Source organism: Melioribacteraceae bacterium (assembly GCA_019638015.1).
In the GTDB taxonomy this organism is placed as follows: Bacteria; Bacteroidota; Ignavibacteria; order Ignavibacteriales; family Melioribacteraceae; genus JAHBUP01.
This window is the reverse complement of sequence record JAHBUP010000001.1, coordinates 1,121,148-1,143,924: the sequence shown is the minus strand read 5'-3', so window position 1 is coordinate 1,143,924 and position 22,777 is coordinate 1,121,148. Positions and strand designations below refer to the sequence as shown.

General features: G+C 34.5%; 23 protein-coding genes. 15 read left to right on the top strand and 8 right to left on the bottom strand.

Going from position 1 to position 22,777, the window contains the following annotated elements; genetic code table 11:
• Positions 1-25: 25 nt before the first annotated feature.
• The gene (locus KF816_04495) at positions 26-634 is read left to right on the top strand and encodes a nitroreductase family protein (protein ID MBX3007272.1); all 609 of its coding nucleotides are present in this window, start codon (positions 26-28) and stop codon (positions 632-634) included.
• Positions 635-732: 98 nt separating this feature from the next.
• Here the strand turns inward: KF816_04495 and KF816_04490 are convergent, their stop codons facing one another.
• Positions 733-1,503 carry an SDR family NAD(P)-dependent oxidoreductase gene (locus KF816_04490; protein MBX3007271.1) on the bottom strand — a complete coding sequence of 257 codons (771 nt, stop codon included), beginning with the start codon at positions 1,501-1,503 and terminating at the stop codon, positions 733-735.
• A 151-nt stretch (positions 1,504-1,654) separates the two neighbouring features.
• Here KF816_04490 and KF816_04485 point away from each other — a divergent pair, with 151 nt between their 5' ends.
• The 10 genes from KF816_04485 to KF816_04440 all read left to right on the top strand — a co-directional run bounded on the left by KF816_04485 (position 1,655) and on the right by KF816_04440 (position 11,209).
• Positions 1,655-4,063: a heavy metal translocating P-type ATPase metal-binding domain-containing protein gene (locus tag KF816_04485; protein ID MBX3007270.1), complete on the top strand. Its 2,409-nt coding sequence runs from the start codon at positions 1,655-1,657 to the stop codon at positions 4,061-4,063.
• A complete protein-coding gene (gene ccoS / locus KF816_04480; protein MBX3007269.1) occupies positions 4,060-4,236 on the top strand; it encodes a cbb3-type cytochrome oxidase assembly protein CcoS in 177 nt (58 codons plus the stop codon). Before KF816_04485 ends, ccoS begins: the two co-directional genes overlap by 4 nt.
• Before the next feature lie 46 nt (positions 4,237-4,282).
• Positions 4,283-6,409 (top strand): cytochrome-c oxidase, cbb3-type subunit I, encoded by a 2,127-nt coding sequence (ccoN, locus tag KF816_04475; GenBank protein MBX3007268.1) that lies wholly within the window; start codon positions 4,283-4,285, stop codon positions 6,407-6,409.
• A gap of 1 nt (position 6,410) precedes the next feature.
• On the top strand, positions 6,411-6,614 hold the full coding sequence (locus tag KF816_04470) for a cbb3-type cytochrome c oxidase subunit 3 (GenBank protein ID MBX3007267.1): 204 nt from the start codon (positions 6,411-6,413) through the stop codon (positions 6,612-6,614).
• 22 nt (positions 6,615-6,636) lie between these two features.
• Entirely contained in the window at positions 6,637-7,443 is an 807-nt protein-coding gene (locus tag KF816_04465; protein ID MBX3007266.1) for a c-type cytochrome, read from the top strand.
• A 7-nt stretch (positions 7,444-7,450) separates the two neighbouring features.
• Positions 7,451-8,854 (top strand): cytochrome c oxidase accessory protein CcoG, encoded by a 1,404-nt coding sequence (ccoG, locus tag KF816_04460; GenBank protein ID MBX3007265.1) that lies wholly within the window; start codon positions 7,451-7,453, stop codon positions 8,852-8,854.
• Position 8,855: 1 nt separating this feature from the next.
• On the top strand, positions 8,856-9,299 hold the full coding sequence (locus KF816_04455) for a FixH family protein (protein ID MBX3007264.1): 444 nt from the start codon (positions 8,856-8,858) through the stop codon (positions 9,297-9,299).
• Complete coding sequence (locus KF816_04450) at positions 9,299-10,015, top strand: sulfite exporter TauE/SafE family protein (GenBank protein MBX3007263.1); 717 nt, start codon at positions 9,299-9,301, stop codon at positions 10,013-10,015. The genes KF816_04455 and KF816_04450 overlap by 1 nt, the downstream gene beginning before the upstream one ends.
• A gap of 72 nt (positions 10,016-10,087) precedes the next feature.
• A complete protein-coding gene (locus KF816_04445; protein MBX3007262.1) occupies positions 10,088-10,693 on the top strand; it encodes an HD domain-containing protein in 606 nt (201 codons plus the stop codon).
• Positions 10,694-10,705: 12 nt separating this feature from the next.
• Positions 10,706-11,209, top strand: coding sequence for a histidine phosphatase family protein (locus KF816_04440; protein MBX3007261.1), 504 nt, complete (start codon positions 10,706-10,708; stop codon positions 11,207-11,209).
• A 184-nt stretch (positions 11,210-11,393) separates the two neighbouring features.
• On the opposite strand, the gene KF816_04435 is transcribed toward KF816_04440, so the two are convergent.
• Together KF816_04435 and KF816_04430 are read right to left on the bottom strand one after the other, a co-directional pair.
• Positions 11,394-11,951 (bottom strand): isochorismatase family protein, encoded by a 558-nt coding sequence (locus tag KF816_04435; protein MBX3007260.1) that lies wholly within the window; start codon positions 11,949-11,951, stop codon positions 11,394-11,396.
• Positions 11,952-11,974: 23 nt separating this feature from the next.
• Positions 11,975-12,811 carry a hypothetical protein gene (locus KF816_04430; protein ID MBX3007259.1) on the bottom strand — a complete coding sequence of 279 codons (837 nt, stop codon included), beginning with the start codon at positions 12,809-12,811 and terminating at the stop codon, positions 11,975-11,977.
• Between the two features lie 89 nt (positions 12,812-12,900).
• Here KF816_04430 and KF816_04425 point away from each other — a divergent pair, with 89 nt between their 5' ends.
• A complete protein-coding gene (locus tag KF816_04425; GenBank protein MBX3007258.1) occupies positions 12,901-13,947 on the top strand; it encodes an ATP-grasp domain-containing protein in 1,047 nt (348 codons plus the stop codon).
• Here the strand turns inward: KF816_04425 and KF816_04420 are convergent, their stop codons facing one another.
• The 4 genes from KF816_04420 to KF816_04405 form a co-directional block, all read right to left on the bottom strand.
• Positions 13,948-14,478 (bottom strand): cob(I)yrinic acid a,c-diamide adenosyltransferase, encoded by a 531-nt coding sequence (locus KF816_04420; protein ID MBX3007257.1) that lies wholly within the window; start codon positions 14,476-14,478, stop codon positions 13,948-13,950. It lies immediately after the preceding gene.
• Positions 14,479-14,682, bottom strand: coding sequence for a DUF1289 domain-containing protein (locus tag KF816_04415; GenBank protein MBX3007256.1), 204 nt, complete (start codon positions 14,680-14,682; stop codon positions 14,479-14,481). It lies immediately after the preceding gene.
• 23 nt (positions 14,683-14,705) lie between these two features.
• On the bottom strand, positions 14,706-16,841 hold the full coding sequence (locus KF816_04410; protein MBX3007255.1) for a S46 family peptidase: 2,136 nt from the start codon (positions 16,839-16,841) through the stop codon (positions 14,706-14,708).
• Positions 16,842-16,975: 134 nt separating this feature from the next.
• On the bottom strand, positions 16,976-19,078 hold the full coding sequence (locus KF816_04405; protein MBX3007254.1) for a S46 family peptidase: 2,103 nt from the start codon (positions 19,076-19,078) through the stop codon (positions 16,976-16,978).
• Between the two features lie 588 nt (positions 19,079-19,666).
• Between KF816_04405 and KF816_04400 the strand changes: the two genes are divergently transcribed.
• Positions 19,667-21,013 carry a phosphomannomutase gene (locus KF816_04400; protein MBX3007253.1) on the top strand — a complete coding sequence of 449 codons (1,347 nt, stop codon included), beginning with the start codon at positions 19,667-19,669 and terminating at the stop codon, positions 21,011-21,013.
• A gap of 41 nt (positions 21,014-21,054) precedes the next feature.
• Positions 21,055-21,264, top strand: a complete 210-nt coding sequence (locus KF816_04395; protein ID MBX3007252.1) for a hypothetical protein — start codon at positions 21,055-21,057, stop codon at positions 21,262-21,264.
• 72 nt (positions 21,265-21,336) lie between these two features.
• On the opposite strand, the gene KF816_04390 is transcribed toward KF816_04395, so the two are convergent.
• Positions 21,337-22,473, bottom strand: coding sequence for an aminotransferase class V-fold PLP-dependent enzyme (locus KF816_04390; GenBank protein ID MBX3007251.1), 1,137 nt, complete (start codon positions 22,471-22,473; stop codon positions 21,337-21,339).
• A gap of 84 nt (positions 22,474-22,557) precedes the next feature.
• Between KF816_04390 and KF816_04385 the strand changes: the two genes are divergently transcribed.
• Positions 22,558-22,716, top strand: a complete 159-nt coding sequence (locus tag KF816_04385) for a hypothetical protein (protein ID MBX3007250.1) — start codon at positions 22,558-22,560, stop codon at positions 22,714-22,716.
• Positions 22,717-22,777: the final 61 nt, after the last annotated feature.

Below are 22,777 nucleotides of genomic sequence, written 5' to 3'. Positions count from 1 at the left end.
GTTTCGAACGAAAAAAGAGGATAAAATGGTTAGTGAGTTAGTATCGATTGAAGAATTGGATAATATCAAAAAAGCGGCTACAGAAAATCCGGTACACGAAATTATAAGTAAACGATGGAGCCCAAGAGCATTTAACGGCCAATCAATTCCAGAGAAAGATTTACACACAATTTTTGAATCTGCCTCGTGGGCATTCAGTTCAATGAATTACCAGCCGTGGCGTTATGTGTATGCCCAAAAAAGTGATGAAAATAATTTTAATTTATTGCTTGATTGTCTTGTTCCATTTAACCAAGAGTGGGCTAAAAATGCATCGGTTATAATTTTAAGTCTGGCAAAAAAGAAATATGATGACGGTAAATTAAATTTTTATGCACTTCATGATGTTGGTGCGGCAAATGCTACTCTCGCTCTGCAAGCTCAATCAATGGGAATTTATTCCCACTTAATGGGCGGTTTCGATAAGAACAAAACCATACAAAATTTAAATATTGATAGTGAAGAATATGAACCTGTTGTTCTTATAGCCCTTGGATATGTCGATTCTCCCGAAAAATTAACTGAAAGTTTAGCAAAAAGAGAAATTGCACCAAGAAAGAGGAAAGCGGTTTCTGAAATTACTAGAGAGTTGTAATACGGGATTAATTTTTTAGAGAAAATAGATACCTAATTAAAATGCCGGATATATCCGGCATTTTACATAATTGTAATCATATCTAATAATTTATTTAATCATTCCCTATGAACAACCATAGCACTAGCTTGTTTTGCAGCAAGTAGCGTTATCTCTGAAACATTTACATGAGGTGGACGCGATGCGCAGTAAATTACTGAGTCAGCAATATCATCCCCTGTTAATGGTTCAATTCCCTTATAAACATTTTTAGCTTTTTCGGTATCACCACTAAATCTAATATTACTAAAATTAGTTTCCACCAAACCGGGATCAATAGTGCTGACTTTTATATTTTTATCAATCGTATCCATTCTAAGCGATCGTGTGATTGCATCAACAGCATGTTTTGTAGCACAATAAACGGCACCTTTAGGATATGCCTCATGTCCTGCAATTGATCCGATATTAATTATATGTCCTCCTCCATTCTCAATCATTAAAGGAAGAATTGCATGGGTAACATAGAGGAGCCCCTTAACATTAGTATTAATCATCTGCTCCCAATTTGATGGATCATCTTCATAAAACTTATTTAACCCTATCGCTAATCCAGCATTATTAATTAAAATATCGATCTTCCTCCATTCGGCTGGAAGTGCGTTAGTGGATGAAATTATTTCTTCATGATTTCGCACATCTAATTTATACCCATACACTTTGATTCCGAATTGCTTTTTTAAGTCCTCTGCAATTTCATTCACCAATTCTATTCTACGGGCGCTTATTATTAGATTTGCACCCTCCTTTGCAAAAGCATAAGCGCATGATTTTCCAATTCCTGAAGTAGCTCCGGTAATAAACACAGTTTTATTTTTCAAGCGTGACATAAATTCCTCAAATTTTTATGGCAAAAGTTAATCAGTAAATATGTAACGACAAACTTTTCATTGAAAAAGATATTAGACAAAGCATCCGGATTTTTATATTTTAAGTCATTAAAAAATTAACCCTCACCAAATTCGAATATACTTGGAAAGGATAGAAGAACTCGAGAAAAAAACAGAATCTAAAATTATCTGTTATCATTGCGGTGAAGAATGCATTGATAACTCCTTTCATATTAATGAAAAAATTTTCTGCTGCAACGGATGCAGAACTGTTTATGAAATTCTTGATGACAGTGGATTATGCAACTATTACAGCCTCGAAGAAACCCCCGGTAAAACTCAGAAACATCAACTCGTAAAAAATTATGATTATTTAGATGATCCAGAGCTAATAAATAGACTGATTGATTTTTCAGATGGGAAAACAGTGAGGGTAACATTAGATATTCCGCATATGCACTGCAGTTCATGCATCTGGATATTGGAAAATTTACATAAACTCAATCATGGGATTATTTCTTCAAAAGTTAATTTCTTACAAAAGAAAATATTTGTAATATTTTCTGTGAGGGATACATCATTAAAAGATATAATCCGGCTGCTCGACTCGATTGGTTATGAGCCGACATTAAACCTGGACGAAAGAAAAGAATCAACCTCAAAAAGTGAGTTAAAGAATCTTTACTACAAAATAGGTATTGCAGGTTTTTGTTTTGGCAATATTATGCTGCTAAGTTTTCCGGAGTATCTATCAATTAACTCTGAGGAACATGAACGGCTGAAAAGTATCTTCGCCTATCTAAATATTATTCTATCACTTCCGGTATTTTTTTACAGCGCTCAAGATTACTTTATTTCTTCATGGAAGGGATTGAAAAAAAAGATCATCAATATTGATGTGCCTCTAGCACTTGGTATTCTTGTCCTTTTTATTCGAAGCTTAGTTGAAATTATATTTTTTGGAGGTGCCGGCTATTTAGATTCACTAGCCGGATTAGTTTTTTTTCTGCTGATTGGAAAGGTCTTCCAAACCAAAACCTACGATACGCTAAATTTTGAGAGGGATTATAAATCATACTTCCCAATTTCAGTTACAATTAATACGGTTAACGGCGAGACCACTATTCCGATTGAGAAGCTCAAAGTTGGTCAACGAATAATTGTTAGGAATAATGAATTAATCCCGGCTGATTCCGTTTTGATCAAGGGGAGTGGAAATATTGATTACAGTTTTGTTACTGGTGAATCAACCCCCGATATAAAAAATAATGGGGATATTATATTTGCCGGAGGAAAACAAATTGGGGGCGTAATTGAATTAGAAACTATTAAAGAGGTATCTCAAAGTTATCTTACCCAATTGTGGAATAACAATTCATTAGATAAAGATCATAATTCTAAAATTGTTGGATTTGCAAATTCGATTAGTAAATATTTCACATTCGCGATTATTTCTATTGCAGTAATTGGCGGGATAATGTGGTATCCGGATTTACTTATGTCATTCAATGTATTTACGGCTGTTTTAATAGTTGCATGTCCATGCGCGTTTGCTCTCTCTACTCCATTTACCTTAGGCAATGCTATGAGGATTTTCGGTAAAAATAATTTTTACATAAAAAAAACAAATGTGCTCGAAGAACTTGCGGCAATTAACACAATTGTATTCGACAAAACAGGCACCATTACCGAGACAGGAAAATCTTTAACTTCTTTTATTGGAGATGAGTTAACCGAATTGGAAGAAGGAATTATTAAATCCACAGTGCGAAATTCTTCTCACCCGCTTAGTCTGGCTATCTATCATTCAATTCATCAAAATAAAAATTATGTTCCCGACTTATTTTTAGAGGAAGCCGGGAAAGGATTATCTGCAAAATTTGGTGAGAACTCAATTAAAATTGGCTCCTCTGATTTTGTAGGTATTTCAGATAAAATTGATAATCCCCATACACATGTTTTTGTTTCAATCAATAATCAAGTAAAGGGATTATTTCAGATCAACAATAAATATCGAGATGGATTGAAAGAAATTATTAATGAATTAAATACCAAATATCAGATTCATCTACTTTCGGGGGATAATTCAAATGAACTCGAAAAATTAAAAGGTATATTTAGTGATAATAACCAAATATATTTTAGGCAATCCCCATTTGACAAACTTAAGTTCATTAATAATCTCAGAAATAAAGGGAAAAAAGTATTAATGATTGGTGATGGGTTAAATGATGCCGGAGCTCTCAATGAGGCAGATGTTGGAATCTCTATTTCCGACAATACCAATAACTTTTCCCCGGCATGCGATGGAATACTCGACTCTAAAAATTTTAATAAACTTAGCCGATTTATTGAGTTCTCGAGAATCAGTAAAAAGATTATTATCGCAAGTTTTGTTTTTTCTACCATTTATAATTTAATTGGTTTATTTTTTGCTCTCAGCGGAGTGTTGACTCCCTTAATTGCGGCAGTGCTTATGCCGGTCAGTTCCATCTCAGTAGTAGTGTTCACAACAGTTTTAACAAACTATTTCGGATATAAAAAGGGTTTCATTAAATGAGTGTCGTTGTCATATTAATTGGAGCAAGTTTGCTGGTTGCCCTTGGTTTTTTGGCTGCCTATTTATGGGCTGTAAAAAGTGGACAGTATGATGACAAATATACTCCTTCGGTGAGAATTTTATTTGATGATTTGAATCCGGATGATAAAAATAAAGATGATAAATCGAATTAATTTTTTAATTTATTAAACAATAAACCAAACTATAGGAGCTGCCTGAATGCACCTTGAGAAATTTAGTTATGATAACCAAATTGTAAAGCAGTTTGCGATTGCCACAGTAGTATTTGGTATTGTAGGAATGCTAGTTGGACTGCTGATTGCGATTCAACTTTACATTCCAGCTTTGAATCTGGGAATTCCCTACACAACTTTTGGAAGAATCCGTCCTCTGCACACAAATGCCGTAATTTTTGCATTTGTTGGTAACATGATTTTTGCCGGCGTATACTATTCATTGCAGAGAGTATGCAAAGCTAGAATGTGGAATGACTTTTTAAGTCAATTTCATTTTTGGGGATGGCAGACAATTATAGTCCTTGCGGCTGTAACTCTTCCTTTAGGAATTACTACATCAAAAGAATATGCCGAGCTTGAATGGCCAATTGATTTGATGATAGCGGTAGTTTGGTTATCATTCGGTGCAAATATGTTTGGCACAATAATTAAACGACGTGAAAAACATATGTATGTTGCCATCTGGTTTTATATCGCAACTTTTGTCACAGTTACTGTCCTACATGTCGTTAATTCGATCGAGATACCTGTCTCTCTTATTAAAAGTTATCCAATTTATGCCGGTGTTCAGGACGCACTTGTGCAATGGTGGTATGGTCACAATGCGGTCGCGTTTTTTCTCACAACCCCCTATTTGGGAATGATGTATTATTTTCTCCCGAAAGCTGCAAACCGGCCAGTTTATTCCTACAGATTATCAATACTTCATTTTTGGTCATTAATATTTTTATATATCTGGGCAGGTCCCCATCATCTTCTATATTCAGCTCTGCCAGATTGGGCGCAATCTCTCGGAACAGTTTTCTCAATTATGTTAATTGCTCCTTCGTGGGGAGGAATGATAAACGGATTATTAACATTACGAGGAGCTTGGGATAGAGTCCGGGATAATCCCGTATTAAAATTTATGGTTGTTGGGGTTACGGCTTATGGAATGGCTACATTCGAAGGCCCCATGTTATCACTTAAAAGTGTAAATGCAATTTCTCATTTTACCGATTGGACTATTGCTCACGTACATGTTGGCGCCCTTGGATGGAATGGGATGATGTCATTCGGAATTTTGTATTGGCTAATTCCCAAAATGTGGGGGACTGAATTATATTCCAGAAAAATGGCAAATGTCCATTTTTGGTTAACAACTTTGGGTATCGTTTTTTATGCCGTTCCGATGTACTGGGCAGGAATAGCTCAGGCATTAATGTGGAAACAATTTACAGATTTAGGCGTGCTTCAATATCCCAATTTTCTCGAAACTACAATTCAAATAATTCCGATGTATATCATCCGCTCAATTGGTGGATTGATCTATTTTGCCGGATTATTCTTGCTTGTGTATAATTTAATGATGACCTCAAAAATGGGTAAGTTCATTAAAAATGAAGATGCCGAAGCCGCACCACTTCAATATGAAAAAGATTCATTAAAACCGGGAATGATTCATAGGTGGCTTGAGAAACGTCCCGTAAAATTTGCTATACTTTCTACTATTGCCATTTTGATTGGTGGATTAATAGAAATAATTCCTACTTATTTAGTAAAATCTAATATACCAACAATTTCAAGTGTAAAACCCTACTCCCCACTCGAATTGGAAGGACGTGATATTTATATTCGTGAGGGATGTGTTTCTTGTCATTCACAACTCGTTCGTCCATTCAGATCAGAAACCGAAAGGTATGGGGAATATTCCAAAGCGGGTGAATTTGTTTATGATCATCCATTTTTGTGGGGTTCAAAAAGAACCGGTCCCGATTTAATGCGTATTGGAGGCAAATATTCTAATATGTGGCACTATCTTCATATGGAAGACCCAACTACTATGTCCCCCGGTTCAATTATGCCAAAGTATCCTTGGTTAATTTCCAATAAGCTAAATACGAATGACACAGAGACAAAAATTAGTGTTATGAGAACTCTTGGTGTACCGTATGATGAAGGTTATGAAAAATATGCCTTAGCTGATTTAAATAAGCAAGCTGGCGAGATTGCAAATGATCTGATTAATAATGGTATTCCTGCTGATGCTGATACTGAAATAATTGCGTTAATTGCTTATTTGCAGAGAATGGGTACCGATATAAAGGGAAAAGTGACGGAAGGTAAATAATATGATCAGAGATAATTTAAGCAATATTGAAGGAGTTTCGGTTTTCCCGATTATTGCCCTAATTCTATTTGTACTAATCTTTACTTTAGCAATAATTTGGGTTTTTCGTTTGGATAAAAAATACATCAAGCAGATGGAGATAATACCGCTTGATTCAAATAATGAGATTCAAAATAATATCGAGATAAAAAATGAAATCAATTAATAAATTATTATTTGGTTCTTTCATGGTAATACTTACTGGGCTAAATCTCTTCTTTTTTTATTCGGGAGTGAGTGAAGGACACGATCTTGAAAAAATACTTAGAACAATGCTAATTGTTACATTAGTTTTGATAACTTTTATAATGTGGCTTGCTTTTATTTATTCTGAAAAAGAAGATAATAATGGTGAACTATTTACAGCACCTTTTAAAAAATTGCTGCAAAAAATATCTAATTCAGTCCCACTTGAAAAGGAACAGGAGATACTTTTACATCACGATTACGATGGAATAAAAGAACTTGATAATCGAATTCCACCCTGGTTTAATTTTCTATTTTATGGAACTATCGCATGGGGAATTATTTATATGATGGTTTTTCATGTCTTTGATAATGGTCAAGTTCAAGCTAATGAATACAACTCTGAAATGCAGCAAGCCGCTATTGAAAGACAAATATTATTAAAATCGGGGGCATTAATTAGTGAAGAAACTGTGGCAGTAATGACTGATGCGGCAACTTTATCCGAGGGAAAAGATATTTATGTAAAAAATTGTGTTTCGTGCCATGGTTCTGGGGGAGAAGGATTGGTGGGCCCAAATCTTACAGATGATTATTGGATACACGGCGGAGGAATTAAAAATATCTTTAAAGTAATAAAATTTGGCGTTCCCGCAAAAGGTATGATTAGCTGGCAAACACAATTAGACCCTAGTAAGATGCAGGCAGTATCAAATTATATATTAACATTGCATGGAACAAACCCTGCTAATGGTAAAGTACCGGAGGGTGAAAAGTGGGTTGAGCAAACTAACGCGCAAGTTGAGTAATATTTGAATGGATAATACACAAAAGAATGTTGATGAATCATTTCGGGATTCCCTTGCAACTGTAACAGCCGATGGAAAAAGGAAATGGATTTTTCCAAAAAGACCAAGTGGTTTTTTTTATAAAGCTCGAACTGTAGTTAGTGTGTTATTGTTGGTATTTCTTTTTGGTGCCCCATTTATCAAAATTGATGGACATCCTTTTATACTGCTTAATATTTTTGATAGAAACTTTATCATTTTCGGTATTCCATTCGGTCCGCACGATTTGCATCTGTTCGCTCTAACGATGATTGCTGTAATAGTTTCTATTTTCCTTTTTACTGTTATCTATGGGAGACTCTTCTGCGGGTGGGTTTGTCCACAAACAGTATTCATGGAAATGGTATTCCGAAAAATTGAGTATTGGATTGAGGGGGATTGGAAAAAACAAATCGCGTTAAAAAATGCACCATGGACTGGCGAGAAAATATTTAAAAAATCATTGAAGCAAATTTTCTTTTTTTCAATTTCATTTCTTATTGGTAATACATTTTTAGCTTATATAATCGGTGTAGATGAAGTATTTAGATACATTAAGGATACACCTACTCAGCATTTTTCAACTTTTATAGCTGTGTTGATATTCAGTGGAATTTTTTATTTCATATTCTCATACTTCCGGGAACAAGCATGCATAATATTGTGCCCGTACGGCAGACTCCAAGGAGTATTACTCGATCCAAACTCGATTGTAATACATTACGATTATAAAAGAGGCGAACCACGAGGTAAAATTAAAAAAGATGAAATTACTAATAATGGGGATTGTATCGACTGCCATTTATGCGTTGATGTCTGTCCTACTGGGATAGATATTAGAAACGGTACACAATTAGAATGTGTAAACTGCACCGCATGTATTGATGTTTGCGATTCTGTAATGGCGAAAGTTTATCGCCCCCAAAAACTAATAAAGTATGCCTCAAAAAATGAAATTGAGACAGGCAAAAGATCAATATTGACGGCTAGGGCAATCGGGTATTCGATTGTTTTGATTCTGCTTACCGCATTAATCTCTTATTTATTAGCAACCCGATCTGACGTGGAATTGACTATTCTACGCACTCCAGGAATGTTGTATCAAGAACAACCAGACAATAAAATCAGTAATTTTTATGATGTAAAAATCATCAATAAAACATTTAACTCTTTGCCGGTTTCTTTATCTTTGGAAAATATTGAAGGAGAAATTAGACTAATTGGTAGCGACGAGTTGGTTGCGGCTCCTCAAAAGTTGGCTGAGGCAAAGTTTTTAATAATTTTATCGAAAGACGATATTAAAGAATTGAGAACAAGAATTTTAGTTGCGGTGAAATCAAACGGAAGTATTATTGATGTGATCGAGACTTCATTTATCGGAAGGACAAATTGATATGAAACTTAACTGGGGCAAGGGTATAGCTTTAGTTTATACACTTTTCATGATTGGAGTTTTAATCATGGTCTATATTTTTATGAATCAGGATGTGAGTCTGGTAACCGACGATTACTATAGCAAGACTTTAACTTATCAGAAAGAGATAGACAAAATTAACAGAACAAATTTATTACCTGAAAACTTATTGATTAAACAAAATCAAGATTCAATTCTTTTCACATTCCCAAAAATGTTTGCATCTTCTTCAATATCGGGATTGATATTTTTCTACCGGCCATCAGACCAATCTAAAGATTTTGTATTAAAAATAAATCCGGATAGTAGAAATACTCATACAGTTCCTACTAAACAACTTTCAAATGGGTTATGGAAAATAAAGGTTGAGTGGAGTGCATCAGACACTTCATATTACAATGAAAAAGTTATAATGGTTAATTAATGGAAATTTGGACCGGTTTTGTAGTGGGGCTACTTGGCAGTTTACATTGCATTGGAATGTGCGGACCAATTGCTCTGGCCCTTCCCGCTTTTGGGGATTCAAAGATTAAAATTTGGGTGGGAAGAGCCTTGTATAATATTGGCAGAATTGTAACCTATACAATTATGGGAGCACTTTTTGGTTTATTCGGAAGCAGATTAATTTTATTCGGACTTCAACAAGATCTTTCAATTTTTTTAGGTGTAGCAATTATTATTTATTTGTTAACCCCAAGGAAAATAAAAGCCGGTTTCACAAACACTTTTATTTACCGGTACATTACCGATTTTATAAAACAGAACTACCGCTCACTAACATCAAAAAAATCAATTTATTCTTTATTTGTAATTGGACTTCTCAACGGGTTGCTTCCTTGTGGATTTGTATATGTTGGTATTGCGGGCGCGTTATCGATAGGGACATGGATCGATGGAGCAATTTATATGTTTTTGTTTGGAGCGGGTACTTTTCCTGTGATGTATTTAACCGCTACATTCGGTAAAATTATAAATACTAATTTCAGAACAAGGATTAATAAACTAATTCCGGCATTAACTGTTGTTATCGCATTATTATTTATCCTGCGAGGATTAAATCTAGGTATTCCTTTTATCTCACCAAAATTTAACCCTCCTGGAATTAACAGTGAGCAACAAATTCCAGACTGTTGCCATTAATCACAATAATAAAACAATTATACTTTATCACTTATTATTTTTTTAAGTTTAAATGTAAAATTTTGGATCGCAATGCATAAGTCAATTCTTCAACAAACAGAAGAATATGTAAGCTCAATTCTGATGACAAAAACCCCCTCATCAAGAACATATCATAATTTTGCTCACACTAAAAATGTATTGAATTCAGCAATCGAAATTGGAATTGGTGAAAACCTAAATCCCGAAGATATGGAGCTAATCCAAATTGCGGCTTGGTTTCATGATCTTGGATATATTGAACGAACTGAAGGGCATGAAGAAATAAGCGCTATGTTTGCCAGTCAATTCTTGAATGAAATTCATTTCCCTCATGATAAGACTGATATAATTATTGGATGTGTACTTGCAACTAAGGTACCTCAATCTCCCAAAACAAAATTAGAAATGATTATGTGCGATGCGGATTTAAATCATATCGGGAGAGAAGTATTTTTTGAACAGAATGACCTATACCGGTCGGAACTGGAAAATACGTTAAAAAGAAAGCTTACTGAAAGTGAATGGCTGGTGCAGACAATTGATTTTCTTAATCGCCATAGATTTTTTACCGATTATGCGTTAAAAAATTTTTCAATCAATAAAGAATCAGTAATTAAAAAGCTTCAATTACAACTCGATGCTCTCAACACTAAATAAAGTATATATTCGATGAAACATCTTTATCTCGTTCGGCATGCAAAATCTAGCTGGGATAATCCTTCTCACTCCGATTTTGAAAGGCCATTAAACAAAAGAGGATTACGAGATGCACCCTTTATGGCTAAGCTTTTAAATGACAAAATCGGTCGAATCGATCTTTTGGTTTCGAGTCCTGCATCCAGGGCTATTTCCACCGCTAAAGAGTTCGCTTCTTTTTTCAATTTTAAAGAAAGTGAGATTTTGAGGGATGAAAGAATATATGAGGCCAGTTTAACTGATTTATATTGTGTCGTAAAAGAATTAAGTGATAATTATAATTCAACAATCTTATTTGGTCATAACCCAACTATTTCAATGTTTGCGGATAATTTAACAAAAGAATTTAGGTGGAATATGCCTACATGCGGTATTGTTGGTATTGAATTATGGATCAATTCGTGGGCTGAGATTAGTAAAGATATTGGTAAAGTTTTGTTTTTTGAGTTTCCTAAAAAGTATTTTGATAAAGATTAACTTTTCTTATCCCCCATCTTATTTAACAATTCCTCAACTTTTTTATTAATCTCTTCATCCGGATTAGTCTTTTGTCCTCTTATTAAATCGATGATCATCATAATTACCTCAAATCTGTATATTAAATATGCGACCGCTGAAAGTATTATTATGATTCTGATTATAAGATAAGGGTTATCTAACATTACTTAACAAGTTTGGAAATGATTTTGAATTGATCTGTTCCGCATACATTCAACATCTCAAACAAGATTGATTCAGTCACAGAAATTTCGGCGCCCTGTTTTTCCATTCTACTTAATGCTATTATTTTGTTGTACTCTAAGCGGGATGAAACCGCGTCAGCGGCTACAAATACATTAAAATCGTTGGCGAGTAGATCAAGTACTGTCTGGATTACACAAACGTGGGTTTCAACTCCACACACAACAATGGTATTAATATTATTCTCTTTAAATTGATTAAATAACCCAACAGCACCGGAACAGCTAAAAGTCATTTTATCATAATAATTAGCATTTATTAATTCTTCTTTTAATTTCGGTTCAGTTGGACCTAATCCCTTTGGGTACTGTTCGGTATAATAAATTGGGAGATTCAATACTTTAAAACCTTTAACGAGTTTAAGAGAATTTTGTATAACAGCCTCTGCTTGATTAATAACCGGAAGAATTTTTTCTTGAATGTCGATAACTAGAAGTGCTGTATTCTCTTTCCCCAATATTTTATTATGTCTTTTCATACCTCTAAACTCTTAGTTCTCAGTTAGTAAATAGGATTCATACCATATTTTCCGCACGCATACATCATTAATAAAGAGGAGACATCAATACAAGCTCTTTTTTCCTCATCTATCGGGATAATTAAATCATACACATCAGCAATAAACTTCATGTTGCTTAAAATTTTCTTCAGCTCCGAATAGGTAGGTTCGCCATGCCAGCTCGAAATTCTTTTTATTAGATTATTTTCATTTCGCCTTAAAAATTCTGAAAATGTAATGATGTTCGAACTTAATTTTGTTCTCGGATTGCAGATAGTAGTTAAGTCATTTGTGTACTGATCCCACTTGCGAGCGAGGTCTTCATTTTTATCATACATAACATACTTTGCTTTTTCGGGAGTAAATTTGGCTCTGGTATGCGTTTTGAATTTTGGAATTATTGCATAGCCATCATAGCTTTTAATTCCGGTTTCTTTTTCCAGGTATCTCCACATCCTCAATAATTGCGAGGATGTTTGTACCTCAATAACTTTATCATGCTCGCTGTCGATAACAACAAATTTTCCTTTTTGATAGCTTACAACTGTATTCCAATGTTCCCAATTTTTAACACTTAGAATGCAAGGATGCCCCTTCTTCAATTCGTTGATAAGCATTCTTCTGGCATCGTCGGGATTACTGGATTGAAAATGTTTTAGTTTACAATTTGCTCTTCGTGCGGCGCGAGCTAATCCAATTTCATCTGTACCTGCCCACCAAGTGGATCCGGCAATTATTCCAATCTGATTTTCTTCTTTAAATATTCCAAGCATCACTAATGCATGCTTTAACGCAAAAGGTCCGCACTGATATTTGTTGGGTTGTGGATAGAAGCTCATTTTCTCTTATGCTGGTCTGCGCAAAAATAGTAAACTTTTTGAATTACCAAACTATTTTCTTTACTTTGTAAAAAAAAATATGAGAATTGATGAAAGTTGCTATAGTTTATAATGAATCTGCCCCGGAATTGTACACCCCATCATCAGGAAAAAAGGTTACTGATCTTGAGTTTGAACCCTATTTTGGACTGGACGGAGTGGATCCCATACTCGAATATGAGTACATGGCCGAATCGCTCCGGAAAATCGGTTATTCAGCATATACCTTGAATATAAAGGACAATGTTGATGTATTTCTCGAGGATCTGAAAAATAACAAGCCTGATGTAATATTTAATTTAGTAGAATTATATAAGGATATTCCCCGTCTCGAAGCGACATTTACCGATCTATTGGAGCTTCTGGAAATTCCATATACTGGTGCCACTCCCTCAGCCTTGAGTACAAGTCAAAATAAAACCTTAACTAAGAGAATAATTAGCGCAAGTGGAATTAGAACCCCAAAATTCAAATTTATTAGAAGTTTAGAAAAAAACTTTAGGATTGGTCTGAATTATCCCTTAATAGTAAAACCGGCATTTGAGGATGCGAGTGTTGGTATAGATAACAATTCAATAGTTGGTAATTCAAGAAAATTAAGAGAGAGAATTGAATACGTCTTTAGAATGTTTGAACAACCCGCTCTTGTGGAAGAATTTATTGTGGGGCGCGAATTAAATGTTGCGGTCTTTGGGGATAAAAGAAAACGTGTTCTCCCAATTAGTGAAATTGATTTTTCTTCAATGCCCAAACATCTCCACCCAATTGTTAGTTTTCAGGCCAAGTGGGATCCGCATCATGAAGCATATCATAAAACGCTGCCAATTTGCCCGGCACCACTTACAAATACCCAGCGATTGGAAGCTGAGAAAATGGCTATTGGCGCTGTAAATTTGGTTGGTACACGAGATTATACCCGCGTGGATATGAGACTCTCGAAGAAAGATAAAAAGTTATATGTGTTGGAAGTTAATCCAAATCCCGATCTACAAGAGGATGCCGGATTTATGAGATCCGCTAAATATGCCGGTTTTTCTTACAGAAAAACATTAAAGAGAATAGTTGACTTTGCTTATGCCCGCAGAAAAAAGAAGTAATTAACAATCAATTCCTTTTCTTGAAACTATCCCTTTCTGATAATAATGCTTTATCTCCTTCATATCGGTAACTAAATCGGCTTTAGCTATTATGGATGAAGGACAATATCTTCCTGTAATTACTAGTTCAACTTCTTTAGGTTTCTTATTGATAAACTGTAGTATTTCTTCTTCCTTTAATATTCCAAAGTAAATAGCAACACATGCTTCATCTAGAATAATCAAATCATATTCTCCACCCAACATTTTAATCTCAGCATTAATTAATGCATTTGCCGCTAATTCTATCTCTTCTCTTGGGGCTGGTTCTTTTCTAAAAACAAAGTCATCTTTTCCAACTTTATCCATTTCAATAAATTCATGAAGCGACTTAAGAATTTTCAATTCACTATAGTCATAATCCTTCATAAACTGAATTATGTATGACTTCAACCCGGCTCCTGCAGCACGCACGGCTAGCCCAATAGCTGCTGTGGATTTTCCTTTTCCATCTCCGGTATATACGTGTACAAATCCTTCTTTTAATTCCACTTACTTAGTAGTCCTACTTTGAAAAGATAATCTCCTTTCTTCAATTTTTTTATATACTAATTCTTTAAACTCTTGTGTGTATGAATGCCATGAAATAATTTCTTCAATTGTACGAAAACAGCTCACGCATAGATTCCTTTCACTATTTAAATGGCATGAGCCATCGCACGGAGAAAATCGAAACACTTTTGCTTCTTGCTGCATTCATATTCCTTTCCTCTTTGTTGTTATAATTTGCCGGTTTCTAATTCTTGAACCAGTCTTTTTGTTTTAAAAATGTGTTTCAACGATTCGACCAATCCCCATGAATCGGTAGATACTGTTCTGTTATTTTGCTTTAGAAAAATAAAATCGCCTGCCAGACTCTCTAAATTTCCATCATGAGCAATTCCAACGACCTCTCTATTAACATTAATTAAAGCGCTTCCGGAGTTACCTCCTACAATATCATTCGATGAGGCAAATCCAATTGGAACTGAAAGATCGAAACCTTCCGGAATTTTTTGCCACTGTGGATGCAGTCCCCACGGATAATTTTTCCGTCCAAAAGAATTCCATCTATCCCATAATCCAAAATATGTTGTTTTACTTGGGGCAACTGTTCCATTATATTCATAACCTTCAACTCGCCCCTCGGAAATTCTAAGAGTACTGGTAGCATCCGGAGGAATTTGATCTCCATATACCATATAAATTACTTCGCCAAGCAGTTGATTTAGTACTGTGATAGTATTTTCTGCCTCCATCATTTTGGGGCGAAGCACACTTAATTTCTCTTTTGAAACCGATAAAAATTTAATAAATGGATCATCGCTGTTTAGTATTTCATCCGGAGATAGTTTGAATAGTTCATTTAATTTTTCTTCAGAAGTTAATTGTGATTTAGTAATTAAATAATCAGCCGCGGCATTATCTATGTTGCCATTATACATCTGTTGAATAAAGGAATTATCGTCGCCTAAAATTGACCTTATATAATTTGCCTGAGCTCGAAGTAGTTTTTTCTGAAAATCCACATCAATCCCTTTAGGGAAAATACTTTGACGTGTAGAGTTAATCTTATCACTTTTATAATCGGGATCTCTATCACTCTCACTCAATTTCATTTGTGAAGCATACTTCATTACTTTTTCAGCAATTTCATAGTAGATCGATCTGCTTCTAGATTGAAGCGAGAATGCTGCCAGATCGTCAATTATTTTTCTCTGCTCGGCAACTGCATTTGCAATCCCCTCCCAAATATGTCCATACTTTTCCTTCATAGATTTATCTGAGAATACTTTTTCTTTTATTTGATTCTCAAAATCTCTTTTTTTGGTCATAATATATTCATCTCGTAATGCCATATATCTTCCGGCAATCGACTTTCTTCCATTTCCGATACTCATAACCATATTTAAAAGTTCCGAATAGCGCTCGGGATACTTTTGAAATAGCTCAAAATAAACATCATATAACCCGTTCATCATCGAGAGATTATATTTATAAGTTTTATCTCTGAAATATTCGAGCTGAGCGACAGATAATTGTCTTTGTGTACTTCCGGGTCTGCCTATTACAAAAACAAGCTCCCCTTCATCCGCGCCTTTTATACTGAACTTAAAATAGTTTTCGGTTTTTACCGGCTTATTATTTTCATAAGCTCTAAAAAACATAAAATCCAATTCATACCTTGGATAAGTAAAATTATCCCAATCCCAGCCTGTGGAAGCAATTTGAAAATCGGGCGCCATAACTAATCTTATATCATTATATCTCTTGTATCCATAAAGCGAAAACTTTCCACCATTATAAAGCTGAACTACCTTGCAGACAAGTTTTGTTTCATTTGAATACTTCGATTCAATTTCTCTTATTTTCAAATCTCTTTTTTCGACCTTTTCCTTGGTAGTTTTACCCAAATTCATGGCGTCTATAATTTCACTCGAAACATCTTGAATCATTATTAGTTGATCAAAATATATGTTTGGAATTTTGGGTTCTTTATCCAAACTTTCGGCATAATAACCATCTCTTAAATAATCCTTACCTTCTGGTGAAAGTGGTTGGAGAACTTGCCGACCGCAATGATGATTGGTGAGTATTAATCCATCCTCCGATACAAAGGAGGCTGAGCACCAATTTGCGAATTGAAGTGCCGATAATCTTACTTTATCAAGCCATTCTTGTGTTGGGCGAAAACCATACTCTTTTTCATAATAATCAATTGGAACGCTGTCGAAAGTCCACATTGTTCCAAATTCCTTTAAAGATGATTTCACTTTTGAAATATCTACAGGCTCATAGATTGATTGAGCATTAATCTGCAGACTTGTTAATGATAAAAATATTATTGAAATAAGGAGAGTATTTCGAGTTTTCATAGTTTTTCCTTATGGTATTTGGGAATGATTTCCGGGAATAAATATATAATTTCTAGATGAACTTTTCGAAATAAAAAAGGGCTGTTTCAAATTGTGATTATTCGAAACAACCCTCTAATTATAATACATTTAAATTATTTTTTTATTTTTCCATCTTTTAATTCTTTGGCTATTCTTTCTGCCTTGTAAACTTTATCAATAGAAGTAACCATTGCACGGGAATCTACGGCAACGCATCGGTTATTATGAGGCATATAAATAAAATTACCTACAATACTATCCATGTTACCGTCGAATGCTAAACCAACAACCTCCGCATTTTTATTGATGATTGCGCTGCCGGAGTTTCCGCCAACTATATCATTTGTAGAAATAAAATTGAATGGAGTGTTTAAATCTAAATCGGCTGGTTTAGATGCGAAATTATCATTCAGATTCCATGGGTATTGTTTATTGAATGAATACCATCTATCATACAATCCATAAAAAGTAGTAAACAGAGGCGCTTTAGTACCATTATAATCAAAGCTGGCGAGAGTTCCATCACTAACTCTCAACGTGAAATTTGCATCGGGTGGAATTGATGTTCCATAAACCTCAAAAATAGCTCTGCCGAGCATATCATCAAATTCCTGCTCGGTATTTGTGACCTCTTTAGATTGTTTTTGCAATTCTGGCAATTGTTCTTTTGCTTCTTTAACGAATAGTAAAACCGGATCTTTAGAGGATAAAATATTATCGGCACCAGATTCAGCTAATTTAATCACTGCTTCACGACTTCGAAAAACAGAATTTTTCAACATAAATTCTGCGGCTTCTTTTCCCTTTTTTCCACCAAATAAATTATTAACCTTATCGCCGCCAAGATTCATGGAAATTAGATCTGCCTGCACTGCAAGTTTTGTGTTTTCGAGTAAAGCATCAAATTTTTCAGGATAGATTGACTTTATAGTTTCAGATAATTTTTCTGCTTTATATTCTGGCAATCTTTCTTCCTCAGATTTTTTTAATTCTTCGGCAAGTGTGAAAAGTTTTTGAGCCATATTAAAGTATTGAGCGCTTAAACGGCCAAATGTATAAGCTGTAATTTTTGGACCATAAATTCTCATTTCCATTCTGGTTTTATCAATGTTCTCCCAAACTTTACCATACTTATCTTTTAGGTTAGGATTATTCCAAACAGCTTCCTGCAATTTTTTCTGAAAATCTTTTTTGCGCGCCATTAAATAGGGATCGGTTAATCCTTTATAAATGGTGGTAATTACTTTTTGGCTGTTGCCAATCTGTACTTTGATTTCTTCAAATTCTGCTGCGCGGGAAGGTTCTGTCTTTTTTAATTCCTCAAGCATATTGTAATAAGTATCTAGCATGTAAGCATTGTTTTTATAAGTTACATCTCTATAATATTCCAGTTGAGAAATGGTTTTTAAACGCTGGGTAGTACCTGGATTACCAACTGTAAATATGGGTTCACCTTCTTGAATTCCAGCAGTAGAAAATTGGAAAAAATTCTCTGATGAATTAACTGGTTGATCATTTTCATAAGCACGCAAGAATGCACAATCGAGATTATAACGAGGATATGTAAAATTATCGAAATCACCGCCGAAGTATGCAATCGGCATATCAGGTACAAACACTAGACGAATATCATTATATCTTTTATATCCATACAGAGAAAATTTTGCGCCGTTAAATAAAGATACAATTTGGCAGGTTAAACCGGTTTCATTTTTATAACTCTCGGTTAACTCTTTAATTTTATCTTCTTTATTTTTTGCTTTTTCTTCAGAAGTAGAGCCTGTAGCGGCAGCCAAAGCAACTTCAGCTGTAACATCCTTAATTAAAACAAGCTGGTCTGCATAATAATTAGGAATTTTTCTTTCATCGGTTAACTCCTTAGCAAAAAATCCATTCTTTACAATATCTTCACCTTCCTGGTTAAGTCTATCTAAAACACCTCTTACGCAATGATGATTTGTCATCATCAATCCATCGGCACTAACAAATGACGAGGTACAGCCAGGAAGTCGTAATGCTGAAAGTCTTACATCATCAAACCAGGATTGATCAGCTTTGAATCCATAAGTTTTTTCTAAATGTTCAATCGGGGGATAATCAAATGACCACATTTTACCCGTATCAAATTTTTCCGACTTTACATCTTCTAATTTTGGCTGGGCGGTTATTTGAAGGGATATGAATATAATTAGTAATAGATATGACAATTTTTTCATCTGTACGCCTTTTATATTGTTAATAGATCGTTTATCTAAAAATATATGAGTTTGGAATTATAACCAAAAATTATATCCGTTTCATTTCCTAATTGTTAAATCGGTTTTGTTAATTATGAGGCAACTAACAATCATATTATAGCATCAATTTTGGGTACAAAAAAGGGGTAATTACTTTTTCCTCTTTCATTTGAGGAGAACATTCATTGCATAAATCAACATAAAAAATTGTGGGAAATTCATTCTCTTCAGTTCCAATGAAATCAATGATGGATTGGCAATTTCGGCACTGGATGGTATGATGTGTTGACTGAGAAATAAAACAAGCTGGGCAGAGAAAACTTGCTGGATCGGAGGCTTCGAGGGCATTATAAATAAATATTTTTCCACACCCTTCAACAGAACATTTTGCTATTTTTTTTGAAACTGTAGAAATTTTAATATAGGCTCCAATTGACGCCCAAAATATAAATCTACCATCAAATTATTTCTATGTAAAAATTATTCCTATTGTATATTAAGCGGTAGAAGAAATAATCGGATTACCATAGAAATTTTTATCTTTGCAATGTAAATAATGGAGCAAAAATGGAAAAAATAGCATCCTTTAAAGCGTATGATATAAGAGGAAAAGTACCCTCGGAATTAAATGTTGAATTAGCATATAAAGTTGGAAGAGCTGTAGTTACATATCTTGGCAGCAAATCTATTGTAATTGGAAGAGATGTTAGGAAATCCTCCCCCGAATTATCTGAAGCACTTGCAAATGGTATAACAGATGCAGGCTGCGATGTTTATGATTTAGGGCTCTGTGGAACTGAAATGATCTATTTTGGGACTCCTTTTTTAAATGCCGACGGCGGGGTAATGATTACGGCCAGTCATAATCCTCCCGAATATAATGGCTTAAAATTCGTTAAGAAAGGTTCAGTTCCTTTCGGTTACGATTCGGGATTGGATGTTATAGAAAAAATGGTCGTTAGTAATGAATTGGGTGTTATTGCGCCACAAAAAGGCAAAGTAATCACAAAAGATATAATGAAGGATTTTATTGATAACCTTAAACAATTTTATGATGCTTCTAAGATAAAACCATATAAAGTAGTAGTGAATGCCGGGAATGGATGCATTGGCCCGGCTTTAGACGCAATTGAGAAATTTCTCCCGATAAAAATGATTAAACTATTCCATGAACCCGATTCTGACTTTCCGAATGGAGTTCCTAACCCGCTCCTTCCCGAAAATCGCCAGCCTACTATCGACGCAATTTTAAAAAACAATGCCGATTTGGGAGTAGCATGGGATGGAGATTACGACCGCTGTTTCTTCTTCGATGAAAAAGGAAATTTTATTGAAGGTTATTATATTGTTGGATTGCTCGCCAAATCTATTTTGAGAACAAACCCGGGTGCCAAAATTGTACACGATCCCCGTCTCACCTGGAATACACTTGAAGTAGTTCAAAAAGCAGGTGGAAACGCGATTGTTTCTAAAAGTGGTCATGCATTCATTAAACAAAAAATGAGAGAAGTAAATTCGGTATATGGTGGGGAAATGTCGGCTCATCATTATTTCAGAGATAATAATTACTCAGACAGCGGAATGATCCCATTTTTATTGACTCTGCAATTAATGTCGGAAGATGGCAAATCATTATCAGATTTAGTTGGCGAAATGGTTGCAACATTTCCCTGTTCAGGAGAGATAAATTCAACAATTAATAATCCAGCGGCTAAAATTGAAGAACTGAGAAAAATCTATTCCGATGGAGAGATAAATGAATTAGATGGTTTAAGTGTTGATTATTCAGATTGGAGATTTAATGTTAGAATGAGTAATACTGAACCGTTGATTAGGTTAAATGTTGAGTCTAAAAAAAATCAAGAATTACTTGAAATAAAAACAAAAGAACTATTGGAAATTATCAGGAAGTAAATTAAATTTGTTTTAGAAATTTTCACCGATCAAATATAATAATGGAACAAAAAACAATAGATGTTGACAAATTGCTGAAGAACAAACTCAAATCTGTGAGTGTAGGTTCTTTAGAAACAGCTATCAGCAAGGTTGTTAGTGATTTGGTTGGAGAAGATTACAAATGCACAATTGGTGAAATTAAGTATACTTTATTCAGCGGTGCAGATTTTCATATAAAGATTGAATTGACTTACAACCCAGAACAATAAATTTTATGGGAGAAGATTAAAGTCGGTGCTTAGGTGCCCCCCCAGCCTAGGTTTCGGCTCTTCTCCCACCTTTTAATTCCCCAAACATTTATTTAGTATCTCTACTACTTTTTCTATCTCCTCTTCATTATTATAAAAATGAGGAGAAAAACGAATTACATTCTCGCGTAGAGCACATTTAACATCCCATTGCTCTAATCCATTAAATATTTCATTTGCTTTATCGTGGTAGAATGAAACAATACCCGATTTTTGGGATGAATCATAATTTGATGAATATGAGGAGATGCCAATTCCTCTTAGCTTCGATTCAAAGAAATTAGTATTCCTTATTATTTTTGATTCTATGTTTTGAATGCCGGCAGAGATAAATAATTCTAATACCGCATCAAATATTGCTATACCGAGTGAGTTCTGTGTTCCATTCTGAAATCTATCAGCCCCACTTTTTAGGGACAAATCATAATCCAGTAAATTCCATGCGTTATTTACTGAAGTCCACCCAACATTCTTCTGATCAATTTTGGATTGTAATTCCTCTGTAATAAAAAAATAGGAAAGTCCTTGACTGCTCATCAGCCATTTTTGCGTACCCCCAGCTAAAAAATCTATTTTACATTTCTCAACATTAATGTCAACTACACCAGCCGATTGTATTGCGTCAACTGAGAAAATAATTCCCTTATCCATGCAATAGTTTCCAATGATTTCTAAATTAGCTCTGTAGCCAGTCAAAAATTGCACATGACTTATAGAAATCAATTTAGTTGATGGAGTCACCAACTTTTCAATTTCTTCAAGATTAACTTTTCCATTTGTGGATTTAGCAAATTTTATTTCCACACCCTGCTTTTGTAGGTTTAAGAATGGATAGACATTTGAGGGGAATTCTAAATCATTTAGAATAATCTCATCCCCCTTCCTCCATTTTATTCCGTTAGCAAGGACATTCAAAGCATTGGAAACATTGTCTATCCAGGCTATCCTTGATGGATTCGCTCCAAGCAAAATCGCGAGTTTATTTTTAGCCCTCTCGCTCCATTTTAATAAATTTTGATAGTTCTCTATTTTCTCACCACTCATCTGCCGGGAATATTCATTAATTCTATCAATCGCTTGAATACACCAGGGTCCAACCGCCGCATGATTAAAATATATCTGATTTGTTTTTAGATGCGGGAAATTTTCTCTAAACTTTTCTAAACTCATTTATATCGTCCAATTTTGATCTGAATCATTTTATTTTTTTAGATTTTATACGATAATAAATTAAGAAAATTTTGGATTATGATTATGAACGTACTAATTGAAATCGCTAAAGCTTTTTATGGAGTTATTATTCCTAAAAGAGTACAAAAATATTTCTGTAAAACAGTAACCAAATACCTTGACGCCCACTATTCAATTGAAACCGCCATTGGAATGGCTCTGAGAGAATTAAAAATTTATTAAAATTGATTTGAATAAAAAAAGTGCCGGTTTTTACCGGCACCTTCATGAATTATAATTTCCT

Bases quoted from the DNA above. Each gene is read 5' to 3' on its own strand.
- ccoS (MBX3007269.1), top strand. From the start codon at position 4,060: ATGAGTGTCGTTGTCATATTAATTGGAGCAAGTTTGCTGGTTGCCCTT.
- KF816_04415 (MBX3007256.1), bottom strand. From the start codon at position 14,682: ATGCAGCAAGAAGCAAAAGTGTTTCGATTTTCTCCGTGCGATGGCTCA.
- ccoN (MBX3007268.1), top strand. From the start codon at position 4,283: ATGCACCTTGAGAAATTTAGTTATGATAACCAAATTGTAAAGCAGTTT.
- KF816_04405 (MBX3007254.1), bottom strand. From the start codon at position 19,078: ATGAAAAAATTGTCATATCTATTACTAATTATATTCATATCCCTTCAA.
- KF816_04455 (MBX3007264.1), top strand. From the start codon at position 8,856: ATGAAACTTAACTGGGGCAAGGGTATAGCTTTAGTTTATACACTTTTC.
- KF816_04395 (MBX3007252.1), top strand. From the start codon at position 21,055: ATGGAACAAAAAACAATAGATGTTGACAAATTGCTGAAGAACAAACTC.
- KF816_04435 (MBX3007260.1), bottom strand. From the start codon at position 11,951: ATGAAAAGACATAATAAAATATTGGGGAAAGAGAATACAGCACTTCTA.
- KF816_04385 (MBX3007250.1), top strand. From the start codon at position 22,558: ATGAACGTACTAATTGAAATCGCTAAAGCTTTTTATGGAGTTATTATT.
- KF816_04425 (MBX3007258.1), top strand. From the start codon at position 12,901: ATGAAAGTTGCTATAGTTTATAATGAATCTGCCCCGGAATTGTACACC.
- KF816_04400 (MBX3007253.1), top strand. From the start codon at position 19,667: ATGGAAAAAATAGCATCCTTTAAAGCGTATGATATAAGAGGAAAAGTA.
- KF816_04440 (MBX3007261.1), top strand. From the start codon at position 10,706: ATGAAACATCTTTATCTCGTTCGGCATGCAAAATCTAGCTGGGATAAT.
- KF816_04390 (MBX3007251.1), bottom strand. From the start codon at position 22,473: ATGAGTTTAGAAAAGTTTAGAGAAAATTTCCCGCATCTAAAAACAAAT.
- ccoG (MBX3007265.1), top strand. From the start codon at position 7,451: ATGGATAATACACAAAAGAATGTTGATGAATCATTTCGGGATTCCCTT.
- KF816_04445 (MBX3007262.1), top strand. From the start codon at position 10,088: ATGCATAAGTCAATTCTTCAACAAACAGAAGAATATGTAAGCTCAATT.
- KF816_04430 (MBX3007259.1), bottom strand. From the start codon at position 12,811: ATGAGCTTCTATCCACAACCCAACAAATATCAGTGCGGACCTTTTGCG.
- KF816_04490 (MBX3007271.1), bottom strand. From the start codon at position 1,503: ATGTCACGCTTGAAAAATAAAACTGTGTTTATTACCGGAGCTACTTCA.
- KF816_04470 (MBX3007267.1), top strand. From the start codon at position 6,411: ATGATCAGAGATAATTTAAGCAATATTGAAGGAGTTTCGGTTTTCCCG.
- KF816_04495 (MBX3007272.1), top strand. From the start codon at position 26: ATGGTTAGTGAGTTAGTATCGATTGAAGAATTGGATAATATCAAAAAA.
- KF816_04410 (MBX3007255.1), bottom strand. From the start codon at position 16,841: ATGAAAACTCGAAATACTCTCCTTATTTCAATAATATTTTTATCATTA.
- KF816_04465 (MBX3007266.1), top strand. From the start codon at position 6,637: ATGGTAATACTTACTGGGCTAAATCTCTTCTTTTTTTATTCGGGAGTG.
- KF816_04450 (MBX3007263.1), top strand. From the start codon at position 9,299: ATGGAAATTTGGACCGGTTTTGTAGTGGGGCTACTTGGCAGTTTACAT.